Source organism: Kitasatospora sp. NPDC059795 (assembly GCF_042732175.1).
Taxonomy (GTDB): domain Bacteria; phylum Actinomycetota; class Actinomycetes; order Streptomycetales; family Streptomycetaceae; genus Kitasatospora.
The window spans coordinates 182,330-193,592 of record NZ_JBHWID010000015.1 but is presented as its reverse complement, the minus strand read 5'-3'; the positions used below and the strand labels follow the sequence as shown (position 1 = coordinate 193,592).

The following is an 11,263-nucleotide window of genomic DNA, read 5'->3' as shown; positions in this document are numbered from 1 at the left end:
CGTGTCGTCGCGTGTCGTCCCGTGCTGTTCCGTCGCCACCGTATCGCGCCCCGAGACCCCGGAGTGTCCGCCATGACCACCGCCCCCGTCCGTCCCGTCCAGTCCCCTTCGGCCCACACGCCCGGTGCGGCCAGTGCGGCCGACCAACAGGCCGCCTACCAGCTGGTGTTCGCCCGCACCGAGGCGGACGTGCGGGCGGCGCAGCGGCTGCGCTACCAGGTTTTCGCGAAGGAGATGGGGGCGGTGCTGAACTCGACGCTTCCCGGCCTGGACGCGGACCCGTTCGACGAGTTCTGCGACCACCTGCTGGTGCGCGAGCAGCCGAGCGGCGAGGTGGTCGGCACCTACCGGCTGCTGCGTCCCGAACAGGCGCGCCGCGCGGGCCGGTTGTACTCGGACACCGAGTTCGACCTCGGCCGGCTCGGCGGCCTGCGGGACGGGCTGGTGGAGGTCGGCCGTTCCTGCATCGCCGAGGCGCACCGGGGCAACGGCGCGGTGATCAACCTGATGTGGGGCGGCATCGCCCGCTACATGACGGCCACCGGCAACGCGTGGCTGGCGGGCTGCTGCTCGGTCCCGCTGTCGGACGGCGGCACGACGGCGGCGGGGGTCTGGGACGCGGTGTCGGCCAAGTACCTTGCGCCGCAGGAGTATCGGGTCGCCCCGTTGCGCCCGTGGTCGGCGGACGGCGTGGCCCGGCAGGGGCGGACGCCGATCCCGGCGCTGCTGCGCGGCTACCTGCGTCTCGGTGCGTGGGTGTGCGGGGAGCCTGCGTACGACCCGGACTTCAACGTGGCGGACCTGTACGTGCTGCTGTCCCTGGAGCGCACCGACCCGCGCTACCTGCGCCACTTCCTGGCCGCAGCGGCCGACCTGCCGGTCTCCGTCATCAACTCCCGCGAGAGCCACGGCACTTCGAACGAGGCGGCGACGGCGGCATGAGTACCTGGCTGCCGATCGCGCCGTGCACGCCCGGTGACTGCGTGACGGTCGCCGGGCGCCGGGTGGGTGCGGCCCGCCGGGTGCTGCGGGTGGCCGCGTGCCTGGCGGTGCTGCTGGTGGGCGTCGCGGCGACGCCGGTGGTGCGGGTGGTGCGGTGGCTGCCGGCCGAGCGGCTGGTGCGCTGCTGGGCGCGGCTCCTGCTGGCGGCGCTGGGCGTGCAGGTGCGTCCAACTGCCTTGCCGGGCAAGCAGGTCGGCGGTTCGCTGCTGGTCGCCAACCACGTCTCGTGGCTGGACATCCTGCTGGTCGCCGCCGTCCGCCCCGGCCGCATCCTCGCCAAGACCGAGGTCGGCCGCTGGCCGGTGCTCGGCCCGCTCACCTCCTGGGGCGGCACCATCTTCATCGACCGCGACCGCTTGCGTGCTCTCCCCGACACGGTCGAGCAGATCGCGTCGGCGCTGCGCCGGGGCGAGCGGGTGGTGGTCTTCCCCGAGGGCTCCACCTGGTGCGGACGCGGCGGCGGCCGGTTCCGTCCCGCCCTGTTCGAGGCGGCGGTGCGCGCCGACGTCCCCGTCCAACCGCTCACGCTGCGCTACCGGGCGGGCGGCGCCCCGACCACCGCGCCGGCGTTCGTCGGCGACGACGGGCTGCTGCCGTCGCTGTGGCGGGTGGTCTCGGTGCGCGGCCTGGTCGGCGAGGTCGAGTTCCTGCCGCAACTGCCGCCCGCGCTCTTCCCCGGGCGTCGCCACCTGGCCGCCGCCACCCAGCGCGTGGTCGACCGCCACCGCTACCCGTCCACCGTCACCCACCCGACGGAGCAGCCCGTCCGCGTCCCCGCTCCGCGCCCCCGCGCGGACGTCACGCACTGACCGCGAAACGGCGGCGGCAGGTACGACCGTACGGCTCCCGTATGATCGGGCGAGTTCAGAGAAGGCGAGGAGTGCTCCATGCAGGTGGACGAGGAGGCCGTCGGCGCGGTGCTGAACCGGCTGCGCCGAGCCCAGGGCCAACTGACCGGCGTGATCGCCATGATCGAGGCCGGCCGAGACTGCAAGGACGTGGTCACCCAACTCGCCGCCGTCTCCCGTGCCCTCGACCGGGCCGGCTTCAAGATCCTGGCCAGCGGCATGCGTCAGTGCCTCGCCACCGCCGACGAGAACACTCCCCCGATGACCGAGGCCGAACTCGAGAAGCTCTTCCTCACCCTCGCGTAGGTCACCGGAGGTGGTAGCCCGGCGGAAGTGCCTCCACGGCGTCCTCCGGCCGGGCGACGCACCACGGCTCCCCTGCCAGTTTCACCGACGGAACCGAGCCGTGGTCGGGACGCAGGCGCACCAGGCGGGCGGCGAGGAAGTGGCGAGAGCCACGCGGCGGCACCCGAAGACCGAGCGCGGCTGTGATCTCGTGGAAGCGCTCACTGAAAGGGCTCAGCACGATGATCCCTTCCGCCGCGAGCCGGTCGGCGGCGTCGCGCACTCGACTCCCCACCGCCTCTGAACGGGCGATCGCCTGCACGGTCCGTCGGTCGATCGGCCGGAGTAGAACCGTGCGAAACAGCCGGCCCAGCTGATCCTTGGGCAGACCTGCGGCGGCGATCGAACGACGTTCCTCCGCCGTCATGGAGCCCAGGACGTTCGGCCCCAGCTCGACCCGGTGGTACAGCCAGTGGATCTCCGACGGGCCGGCCAGGTTCCGAGGAGTGGCGCGCACCACCCCGATCCGCCACCAACCGGCCGCTTCGTTGACCTCGACCAGCAGGAAGAGACCGTCCGACTCGTCGGGCGCGACAGCCCACGCCGGGGCCAGGGCGAACCGGAAGCGCACCTGCCGCCCGGCAACGACGAGTCCCGAGGACGGCCCGTCCGAAAGGTTCAACGCGTGCTGGAGGTGGTTCGCCACGATCGCCGTCAGCGAGGCGAGCTCGACGGCGGGAAGCTGGTCGAGTAGGACCCGCCCCGTCCGGGCCGCGTCGACCACCTGGTCCATGGCGCGCGTGACGGCACCCACGATTCGTCTGCCCAACACGTCACGCCGCTGGATCTCGGCGACGACCTCGCCGAGGTCCACGTCGTCGCCGTGGTACGGAGCGGACGCTGCGACGGTCGCTGCCGCGTCGGCACGCAGCAGTCGTCCGTCCGGCTCGTCGCCCGCTCCCTCCTCCGCCGCCTCCAGCCGGTTCTCCAGCTCGACGCAGCGCCGCTCGGCCTCCGCCGCACGCGATTCGGTGTCCGCCAGCTCGCCTCTCAGCTTCTGCAGCACGGCGCGAAGTTGGTCGCGTTCCTCGCGCAGGGTCTCGAAGCTCTCCGACCGTTGGGCGAGTTCGGCGCGGTGGGTGATGCGGTCGGCGGTGGCGGAGGTTTCGACGGCGCGGATCTTGGCGTCCCGGTCCTCGATCTGCTGCTTCGCCGCGATCACCATGTCGCGCAGCAGGCGGGTCTCCTGCTGGAGCAGCCCGTTCTGCCGTTCGGCGTCGGCGAGTTCGTCGCGCAGGCCTTGCAACCGGGCGCCCTTGGGACTGGCGACCTGCAGGGCCGCACGGTGCAGGCCGCGCACCAACGAGCACACCGCCGGGGCGAGTTCGACACCGAGGGCCCGGTCGCCGTCGGCGATCAGTCGGTCGACGAAGTCGGCCGGCGGGACTGCGTTTCCGCTGAAGAAGCGTGAGAGCGACGAGCGGTCCCAGGTCACCCTGGCCGCGTAGCGGGTCAGCGAGATGCCGAGGCGCTGGGCCAGTTGGCGCAGGGCGAGGGCGAGTTGGTAGCCCTCCTCGCCGATGGCGGCGCGGTTGAGGTCCTTCTGGAAGACCATCGTGCGCGGCCCGCCGGGCAGTGGCAGCAACTCGCCCACCACGGTCTCGGGCCGGCCGTCGTACTGCTCCACCGTGCGTTTCTCCCACCGGGGCCGGGCGCACCGTTGCAGATACCTCGCAACGGTGTGCGCGTGCGGCAACGCTCTGCCGCCCGCAATGATCCAGACGGCAGATCACCGACTGGTCCTGGAGGGGAAATTCTATGCCGCGACGCTCGTCGCCCCAGCCGTCTCTCGCCCGCGCAGCCACCGGAATCGGGCTGGTCGGCGGGTCGACCGGACTGGGTGTGGTGGCCGGCGCGCCCTGGTGGGCGATGCTCGGCTGCCAGGGTGCGGCGCTCCTGGTGGCCGCCCTCCACCTGGTCTTCCCGCAGGACTCCGCGGATCGCCTCGAATGGTGGCGCCTGTGGTGGACTCGCGGGGCCGAGCCCGGGAGCAACCCGGACTCGACCCCGTGACACCGTCGCTCAGGCGAGGGTGAGGAAGAGCTTCTCGAGTTCCGCCTCGCTCATCGGGGCGCCGCCTTCCTCCGCCTCGGCCATGCACTGGCGCATGCCGCTGGCGACGATCTTGAAGCCGGCCCGGTCGAGGGCGCGGGAGACCGCGGCGAGTTGGGTGACGACGTCCTTGCAGTCGCGACCGGCTTCGATCATGGCGATGACGCCGGCCAGTTGGCCCTGGGCGCGGCGCAGCCGGTTCAGTACGGCGCCGACGGCCGCCTCGTCCACCTGCATCGGGTCTCCTCCTCGTGCTGGGCCTTGCTCCGGCGGGCGCCGGGTGGGGCGAGTAATACCCCCGCCGGTATCAACCGGGGCGGTGGGCGGGGAATTCCCGCCCACCGGTCGGGGTGCTGCGGATGCGGGTCGGTCAGGCGGCGGATTCCCACGCGCCGTAGCCGCCGAGCAGGTCGGAGGTCTGCGGGTGGCCATGGTGGCGCAGCAGGCTGGCGGCGATGGACGAGCGGTGGCCGCCGGCGCAGTGGACGACGACGGCGCGGTCCTGCGGGATCTCGGCGAGGCGCTGGGGCAGCTCGGCCAGCGGGAGGTGCATCGAGCCGGGGATCAGCCCGCCCTCGCGCTCGGAGCCGCCGCGCACGTCGAGGACCAGCGGCGGTTCGTCGCCGGCGAGTTCGGCGCGCAGGTCGGCGACGGTGCGGCGGGCGGCCTGGCGCATCTGCTCGGGCACGGAGCGGAACGTCGCCTCGGGGTCGGCGAGGTGGCCGGCGACCCGGTCGAAGCCGATCCGGGCGAGTCGGGTGACGGTCTCCTGCTCGCGGCCCTCGGGGGCGACGACGAGCAGCTGCCACGCCGGGTCGAGGACGGTGCCGGACTGTTCGGCGAAGCGGCCGTCGGCGGGGACGTTGATGGCGCCGGCCAGGTGCCCGGCGGCGAAGTCGAGCGGGTCGCGGGCGTCGACCACGACGGCGCCCTCGGCGCGGCGGGCGAGGAAGGTCTCGGCGTCCAGCGGGGCGGCGAGCGCGGCGGAGTCGAACAGGTCGCGCTCGCGCCGGTTGAGGTCGGCGTCGTAGCCGAAGTAGCCGGGTGCGGTGGGCTGGCCGGCGGTGACGATGGCCACGAACTCGTCCTCGGTCATCGGCTGGCAGGCGTAGTTGGTGCGGCGTTGCTGGCCGATGGTGGACTGCAGTTCGGTGGAGAGGTTCTTCCCGCAGGCCGAGCCGGCGCCGTGCGCGGGGTAGACCCGGACCTCGTCGGGCAGCGCCATCAGCTTGTGCTGGACGCTGTCGTACAGCATCTGCCCGAGTTCGGCGGCGCTGACGCCGGCGGAGGCCAGCAGGTCGGGGCGGCCGACGTCGCCGATGAACAGGGCGTCGCCGGTGAGGACGCCGTACGGGACGGTGTCGTCGGCGTTCTCGCGCACCAGCACGCTGATCGACTCGGGGGTGTGGCCGGGGGTCTCCAGGATCTCCAGCTCCACCGTGCCGAGGCTGATCCGCTCGCCGTCGGCGAGCTTGCGGATCGAGTACTCGGTCTCGGCGCGGCGGCCGTAGCCGATCCAGGCGCCGGTGCGGGCGGCGAGTTCGAGGTGACCGGAGAGGAAGTCGGCGTGGAAGTGGGTGTTGATGACGCCCTCGACCGTGAAGCCGCGCGCTTCGGCCTCGGCCAGGTACTCGTCCACGTCGCGGCGCGGGTCGACCACGACGGCGCGGCCGGTGGTCTCGTCCGCGATCAGGTACGAGGCCTGGGAGAGGCAGTCGAGGTAGTACTGGGCGAAGAACACGGATGTCCTCATCTCTGCGTCGGCAACGTCGGCCGGTCACGGCTGGAGGGTGGGGGTGCGGGCGCCGGTACGGCTCCGCGTGCGGGCGGGGCAGGCGAGGGGACGCCGCCGCGGACCCGAGGCCCGCCGATACCCCCATGGGTATTATTGCAGGCAGTTCCCGACTGTAGCGGATGCCGGCCAATACGGGTGGGGGTATATGCTGGGTCCCAACGATATACCCCCACCGGTATCTTCCTCGGGGCGGTTCACCGCCGCGAAGTACCGCCGGACCCGTGTGCGCAGTCCGCACGCACCACCCTCATCACCGCCCAGGAGGACCCCGTGGCCCTGTCCCACCAGCCGCCCGCTCCCGCGCAGATCGACCCCGCCGAGGCGCACCGTCTGGCCGCCGCCGGCGAGGCGCTGCTCTTGGACGTCCGCGAGCCCGCGGAGTACGCCGAGGTGCACGCGCCCGGCGCGGTCCTCGTCCCGCTCGGCAACATCAGCGCCTTCCCCGGCTTCGACGGCGGCCCGGCGGCTGGCGCCGACGGCCCGCCGGTGCTCGCGCTCTGCCGCTCCGGGAACCGCTCGAAGGTCGCCACCGACCTGCTGAACGCACGCGGCATCCGGACGGTGAACGTGGTCGGCGGGATGATCGCCTGGCTGCAGGCGGGGCTGCCGTCCCACCAGGGCGAGTGTTCCTGCGGCGCCGCGATATGACTGCCGTCATCCTCGCCCTGATCGCCGGTGCGGTGGTCGGGCTGGCCCTCGGCGGGCTCGGCGGCGGCGGCAGCATGCTGGCCGTACCCGCGCTGATCTACCTGCTCGGGCTGACGCCCGGCACCGCGACCACCGCCAGCCTGCTGATCGTCGCCGTGACCTCCCTCACCGGGCTGGTCGCGCATGCCCGGGCCGGCCGCGTCCGCTGGCGCAGCGGCCTGCTGTTCGGCGCCGCCGGACTCCCGTTCGCCGCCCTCGGCGGCGCGCTCTCCCGGCACCTTCCCGGCCCGGCGCTGACCGCCGCGTTCGCCCTGCTCGCCGGCCTGGCCGCCTGGCGGATGCTGTCCGCCGGACGCAGGACCGCCGGACGCAGGACCGCCGGACGCAGGACCGCCGGACGCGCAGCCGCCGCGCAGGCGTCGATTCCGGCCCAGAGCCGGGCATCGGCGCCGGACCGCGCCCGGGCGCTCGCGCTCCCCGACGGGACGTCCGTGCACGGCACGGAAGCGGAGCCGGCGACGGAAACGGGAGCCGAAACGGAGACGGAAAACGCTTTCCCGTTGCCCGCCGAGCACGCCCGGCAGCCCGAGACCGACACCGAGGCCGACGCCACCTCCACACCCGCTCCCGTTCCCGCATCCGCGCGCCGCTCCGCGCTGGCGGGTGCCGGACTGGGTGCGGCGACCGGCGTGCTGGGCGTCGGCGGCGGGTTCCTCGCGGTGCCCGCGCTGGTGTCCTTCCTGGCGTTCTCGATGGCGGACGCGATCGGCACCAGCCTGCTGGTGATCACCCTCAACTCGCTGTCCGCGCTGCTGCCCCGGCTCGGCGGTGCCGCCGACATCCCGTGGGCGGTGGTCGGCCCGTTCGCGGCTGCGGCGATCCTCGGCGCGTGGGACGGCAAGCGGCTGGCGTCGAAGCTGTCCGGCCGCACCCTGCAGCGGATCTTCGCGACCGCGCTGCTCGCGGTGGCCGCCCTGATGCTGGTGGACGCGGTGCTCTGACCGGCCCGCGCCACCTGCCGGAGCCCGCGCAGTCCCACCTGCGTTCTCCGGTACCGTTCCACTCCCCCCGCCCGGCGGCGATCCGCACGCCGGGTCACTCCTGCCCGAAAGGCCCCACACCACATGACCACGCCCCTGACCGTCGACCAGCTCCAGCCCAGGCTTCAGCAGCTGACCGTCATCGACGTGCGGTCGCCCGGCGAGTTCGCCGGCGGCCACATTCCCGGTGCCCACAACGTGCCGCTTGACCAGCTGTCGCAGGCGCTGCCCGCGCTGCGCGCCGCCGCCGAGCGCGGCGAGCTGGCGATCACCTGCGCCTCGGGCGCCCGCGCCGGAAACGCGTGCGAGCAGCTGTCCGCCGCCGGCATCCAGGCGCTGCTGATCTCCGGCGGCACCGCGGCCTGGACGGCCGGCGGCAAGCAGCTGGACAAGGTGCCGGGCGAGAAGGTCCGCTGGGCGATGGACCGCCAGGTCCGGATGGTCGCGGGTTCGCTGGTGCTGGCCGGCGTGGTGATCGACCTGGCCGTGCCGGGCGTGCGCTGGGTGTCGGCCGCGGTGGGCGCGGGCCTGCTGTTCTCGGCGGCCACCAACACCTGCGCGATGGGCGCGATGCTCGGCAAACTGCCGTACAACCGTCCGCGCAACTCGGGCGCCGCGTTCCAGGCGACGCTGGCCGCCCTGCACGGCGGCAAGTGACCTACGGGTCGGCGACTGCCGAAGCGGTCGGCGTCCGCCCTGGACGTCGGCCCGTGCCCGGCGGTGAGTGAACTCGGCCCTCGGCGCCGCCCGTTGTCGTCACGGGCGGCGCCGAGGGCCTACGCGTCTCGTCGTCTCTCGTCGTCTCTCGTCGTCTCTCGTCGTCCGTCGGTCGGGGTCAGCGGCCGGTCGGGGTGCAGGAACCCGCGGCGGGCGCCGCCGGAGCGGCGGGTGTCGCGGGTGCTGCGGTGTCGTGGTGTCCGGCCAGCCAGAAGCCGATCAGCAGGCCGGCGGTGCCAACCACCTTGTGGCGGTTTCGCTTCCACCACGAGGGTGTACCGGCGGCCATGAACCGTAGCTGGGTGAACTCCGGATGTTCGCGGGGCGGGGTGTCTTTGAACAGTCCCATCGCGGATGATCCTCCTCTCGCGTCGGGGAGGTCATGACCATACGCGGGGAGCACACGGGCCGCAGGTGATTAATCCCGAATCCGGGCTCCCCGCGCGCCCCTCGCGCCCCCTCCCGCCCATTGCGCCGCCAACCCGCGAACCGGTCACCGCGCGAACCGTCACCGCACGTGCCGCCGTCCCGCGCGCCGTCACCCGCGCGCCGTCACCAGTGCGCGGGCCTGGCGAGTCCGGGGCCGATGCGGGTGGTGGAGTCGCCCTTGGCGGCGTTGAGTTGGGACTGTGTCAGGAACAGCGCGCCGGTCAGGTCCGCACCCCGCAGGTCGGCGTCGCGCAGGTCCGCACCGATCAGGTCGGCGCTGCGCAGGTCGGCGCCGGACAGGTCGGCGGCGATCAGGTAGGCGCCGCGCAGGTTGGCCCCGCGCAGGTCGGTGCCCTTCAGTCGGCCGCCGATCAGGTCCGCGCCGCGGTGGTTGCGCTTCTTGCCGGGCAGCGCGTTGCGGGTCAACTCGCTGGCGCGCAGCAGGAGTTCGCTGGTCTCGGCGCGGATCGCGGGGACGTCGGCGGCGATCAGGGCGGCGGCGTCCCGGCGGGTCAGCTCGTCGATCGCGTCACTCGCGCGGCGCAGCTCGGCGTGCACGGGGCGGGCCCGGGGGAGCTCCAGGGCTTCGGTCAAGTACCAGAGCAGTTCGTGGAGTTGGCGCATCACGGGGAAGGCGTCGAACATCTGCCGGGCAGTGTCGGGGTCTTCGCGCCAGCTGTGCCCGTCGAAGGTGTGCTGGGAGATCTTCTGGCCGGCGCCGAAGCAGTCGAAGACGGTGCAGCCCTGGTAGCCGCGGTCGCGGAGCTTGACGTGGATTCCGCAGCGGTAGTCGGCGTCGAGGTTGCGGCAGGGGGTGCCGGCGTTCTTGTTGGCGGCGAAGTCGGCGGACTTGGCGAAGGGCAGGGCGACGCAGCACAGCCCGAAGCAGGAGGAGCAGTCGGCGAGCAGGTCGAGGCGACGGCCGGTCGGGGCGGGGTGTTGCTGGTCGGTCACGGTGCGGAATCTCCTGCGGGTGGGGGCGGGGCCTGTTCGGAGTCCATTGTCCCTTGACGCGCAGGTGCCTCCGTCCCGGGGGTGAATCGGTCCCGGGGGTGGCGAGGCCGGGGGCCGCCCGGAGGTTCGGGGGCCCCGGGTCGGTCGTGTCATCCATTGCGGGACGTCCGCGCGTCGCCGCTGTCCGGGCGGCCGGGGGCGGCACAGTGGTGGCTGGCGCGCCCGGGCCGGGCGCGGTGGCGGCCGGCAGGACGGCGGGAGGAGCAGCGTGGGCATCACCGGCGACTGGTACAGCGAACTGGGTTCGCACATGCGGTTGGTGGCGGGTCCGGACGGGTCGGTCACGGGGACGTACGTGTCGGCGACGGGCCGGGCGAGCGGCGCGTATCCGCTGGTGGGACGCCTGGTGGCGCCGGCGCAGGCCGGGCACGGGACGGCGGTGGGCTGGACGGTGGCGTGGCACAACGAGCGCGGCGACGCGGGTTCGGTGACGTCGTGGAGCGGCCAGTACCAGCAGAACGGCGCGGAGTGGATCTCGGCGGCCTGGCTGTTGACGCGCTCCGCGGAGGCCCCGGACGAGTGGGAGTCGACGGTGGTCGGGCACGACCTGTTCACCCGGCAGGAGCCCGATCCGGCCCGTCTTGAGGAAGTGCGGCGGTTGGCGCGCCCGCTGCCGCACCCGGTGCCCTGAGCGAGTACCAGCGCCTGCCCCGCCCCGGTCTCCCGGGGCGGGGCAGGCTGGTGGCCGACGGGCTACGGCGAGGGCGCGGACACGCCGGTGGCGGTGAGCTCTGCGGCACCGGTCCACGGCCCGCAGTTGCCGGCTTCGCTCAGCACCCGCAGCCGTAGGTAACGTCCGCTCTTCGCCGGGAAGTTGACGGGTATGGCGGTGGGGGTGTCGGCGAACGTCCCGGTGGCAACGGGGCTGCCCCAAGTGCTGGCGCTGTCGGAGACGTAGCTCTCGTAGGCACCGATGCGGCCGTTGACGCCGCCGTCCCGGCGGGGCAGCCAGGTGGGGCCGACGCCGTAGCGGGCGCCGAGGTCGATCCGGATCTCGTGCGGCAGCGGGGTGGCGGTAGTGGACAACCGGGTGTGCCAGAGGGTGCCGCTGCTGCCGTCGACGGCGTTGGCGGCGGCCCCGTTCTCCGCCGCGGTCTCCTGACTGTCTGCCGACACTACCCTCCAATTGGCCTGCGGGATGGGCCCGTTGGTGGTTTCTGCGGTTCCGGTGGGCAGGGTGAGGCCGGTGGCGGTGACGTTGAAGGCGCTGCTGACGGCGTGGTTGCCGGCCTTGATCCAGAGGGTGCCGACCCGGTCGGCGGGGTCGAAGTACCAGCCGGTGTTCGCGTCGTCGTACGCGGCCTTGCCGGCCAGCTTGGTGAGCACGGTCGTCCCGACCGTGAAGCCGCTCGGCGCGGCGGCCGCGTGCACGG

14 protein-coding genes are annotated in these 11,263 nt (G+C 73.5%); 8 read left to right on the top strand and 6 right to left on the bottom strand.

Going from position 1 to position 11,263, the window contains the following annotated elements; all coding sequences use genetic code 11:
- Positions 1-72: 72 nt before the first annotated feature.
- The 3 genes from ACFV4P_RS27875 (at position 73) to ACFV4P_RS27865 (ending at position 2,156) form a co-directional block, all read left to right on the top strand.
- A complete protein-coding gene (locus tag ACFV4P_RS27875) occupies positions 73-942 on the top strand; it encodes a GNAT family N-acetyltransferase (RefSeq protein WP_380475614.1) in 870 nt (289 codons plus the stop codon).
- On the top strand, positions 939-1,811 hold the full coding sequence (locus ACFV4P_RS27870) for a lysophospholipid acyltransferase family protein (protein WP_380475612.1): 873 nt from the start codon (positions 939-941) through the stop codon (positions 1,809-1,811). The genes ACFV4P_RS27875 and ACFV4P_RS27870 overlap by 4 nt, the downstream gene beginning before the upstream one ends.
- A gap of 78 nt (positions 1,812-1,889) precedes the next feature.
- Entirely contained in the window at positions 1,890-2,156 is a 267-nt protein-coding gene (locus ACFV4P_RS27865; protein WP_073808440.1) for a metal-sensitive transcriptional regulator, read from the top strand.
- A 1-nt stretch (position 2,157) separates the two neighbouring features.
- Here the strand turns inward: ACFV4P_RS27865 and ACFV4P_RS27860 are convergent, their stop codons facing one another.
- The gene (locus tag ACFV4P_RS27860; protein WP_380475610.1) at positions 2,158-3,822 is read right to left on the bottom strand and encodes a NaeI family type II restriction endonuclease; all 1,665 of its coding nucleotides are present in this window, start codon (positions 3,820-3,822) and stop codon (positions 2,158-2,160) included.
- A gap of 131 nt (positions 3,823-3,953) precedes the next feature.
- Here ACFV4P_RS27860 and ACFV4P_RS27855 point away from each other — a divergent pair, with 131 nt between their 5' ends.
- Entirely contained in the window at positions 3,954-4,208 is a 255-nt protein-coding gene (locus ACFV4P_RS27855; RefSeq protein WP_380475608.1) for a hypothetical protein, read from the top strand.
- A gap of 9 nt (positions 4,209-4,217) precedes the next feature.
- Here the strand turns inward: ACFV4P_RS27855 and ACFV4P_RS27850 are convergent, their stop codons facing one another.
- Both ACFV4P_RS27850 and ACFV4P_RS27845 read right to left on the bottom strand, forming a co-directional pair.
- Positions 4,218-4,484 carry a metal-sensitive transcriptional regulator gene (locus tag ACFV4P_RS27850; protein WP_043911727.1) on the bottom strand — a complete coding sequence of 89 codons (267 nt, stop codon included), beginning with the start codon at positions 4,482-4,484 and terminating at the stop codon, positions 4,218-4,220.
- 133 nt (positions 4,485-4,617) lie between these two features.
- Positions 4,618-5,988 carry a rhodanese-like domain-containing protein gene (locus tag ACFV4P_RS27845; RefSeq protein ID WP_380475606.1) on the bottom strand — a complete coding sequence of 457 codons (1,371 nt, stop codon included), beginning with the start codon at positions 5,986-5,988 and terminating at the stop codon, positions 4,618-4,620.
- 324 nt (positions 5,989-6,312) lie between these two features.
- On the opposite strand from ACFV4P_RS27845, the gene ACFV4P_RS27840 reads away from it, so the two are divergent.
- The 3 genes from ACFV4P_RS27840 (at position 6,313) to ACFV4P_RS27830 (ending at position 8,387) form a co-directional block, all read left to right on the top strand.
- Positions 6,313-6,690 carry a rhodanese-like domain-containing protein gene (locus tag ACFV4P_RS27840; RefSeq protein WP_380475604.1) on the top strand — a complete coding sequence of 126 codons (378 nt, stop codon included), beginning with the start codon at positions 6,313-6,315 and terminating at the stop codon, positions 6,688-6,690.
- On the top strand, positions 6,687-7,691 hold the full coding sequence (locus tag ACFV4P_RS27835) for a sulfite exporter TauE/SafE family protein (RefSeq protein ID WP_380475602.1): 1,005 nt from the start codon (positions 6,687-6,689) through the stop codon (positions 7,689-7,691). The genes ACFV4P_RS27840 and ACFV4P_RS27835 overlap by 4 nt, the downstream gene beginning before the upstream one ends.
- 123 nt (positions 7,692-7,814) lie before the next feature.
- Positions 7,815-8,387 (top strand): rhodanese-like domain-containing protein, encoded by a 573-nt coding sequence (locus tag ACFV4P_RS27830; RefSeq protein WP_380475600.1) that lies wholly within the window; start codon positions 7,815-7,817, stop codon positions 8,385-8,387.
- A 178-nt stretch (positions 8,388-8,565) separates the two neighbouring features.
- Here ACFV4P_RS27830 and ACFV4P_RS27825 read toward each other — a convergent pair whose 3' ends face one another.
- Positions 8,566-8,796 carry a hypothetical protein gene (locus tag ACFV4P_RS27825; protein ID WP_380475598.1) on the bottom strand — a complete coding sequence of 77 codons (231 nt, stop codon included), beginning with the start codon at positions 8,794-8,796 and terminating at the stop codon, positions 8,566-8,568.
- Between the two features lie 203 nt (positions 8,797-8,999).
- Entirely contained in the window at positions 9,000-9,830 is an 831-nt protein-coding gene (locus tag ACFV4P_RS27820) for a pentapeptide repeat-containing protein (protein ID WP_380475596.1), read from the bottom strand.
- 268 nt (positions 9,831-10,098) lie between these two features.
- Here ACFV4P_RS27820 and ACFV4P_RS27815 point away from each other — a divergent pair, with 268 nt between their 5' ends.
- Entirely contained in the window at positions 10,099-10,521 is a 423-nt protein-coding gene (locus ACFV4P_RS27815; RefSeq protein WP_380475594.1) for an avidin/streptavidin family protein, read from the top strand.
- A 62-nt stretch (positions 10,522-10,583) separates the two neighbouring features.
- Here the strand turns inward: ACFV4P_RS27815 and ACFV4P_RS27810 are convergent, their stop codons facing one another.
- Positions 10,584-11,261 carry a discoidin domain-containing protein gene (locus ACFV4P_RS27810; protein WP_380475592.1) on the bottom strand — a complete coding sequence of 226 codons (678 nt, stop codon included), beginning with the start codon at positions 11,259-11,261 and terminating at the stop codon, positions 10,584-10,586.
- Positions 11,262-11,263: the final 2 nt, after the last annotated feature.

Excerpts from the sequence above, each read along its gene's own strand:
- ACFV4P_RS27855 (WP_380475608.1), top strand. The coding sequence starts at position 3,954 with ATGCCGCGACGCTCGTCGCCCCAGCCGTCTCTCGCCCGCGCAGCCACC.
- ACFV4P_RS27825 (WP_380475598.1), bottom strand. The coding sequence starts at position 8,796 with ATGGGACTGTTCAAAGACACCCCGCCCCGCGAACATCCGGAGTTCACC.
- ACFV4P_RS27875 (WP_380475614.1), top strand. The coding sequence starts at position 73 with ATGACCACCGCCCCCGTCCGTCCCGTCCAGTCCCCTTCGGCCCACACG.
- ACFV4P_RS27850 (WP_043911727.1), bottom strand. The coding sequence starts at position 4,484 with ATGCAGGTGGACGAGGCGGCCGTCGGCGCCGTACTGAACCGGCTGCGC.
- ACFV4P_RS27870 (WP_380475612.1), top strand. The coding sequence starts at position 939 with ATGAGTACCTGGCTGCCGATCGCGCCGTGCACGCCCGGTGACTGCGTG.
- ACFV4P_RS27830 (WP_380475600.1), top strand. The coding sequence starts at position 7,815 with ATGACCACGCCCCTGACCGTCGACCAGCTCCAGCCCAGGCTTCAGCAG.
- ACFV4P_RS27835 (WP_380475602.1), top strand. The coding sequence starts at position 6,687 with ATGACTGCCGTCATCCTCGCCCTGATCGCCGGTGCGGTGGTCGGGCTG.
- ACFV4P_RS27865 (WP_073808440.1), top strand. The coding sequence starts at position 1,890 with ATGCAGGTGGACGAGGAGGCCGTCGGCGCGGTGCTGAACCGGCTGCGC.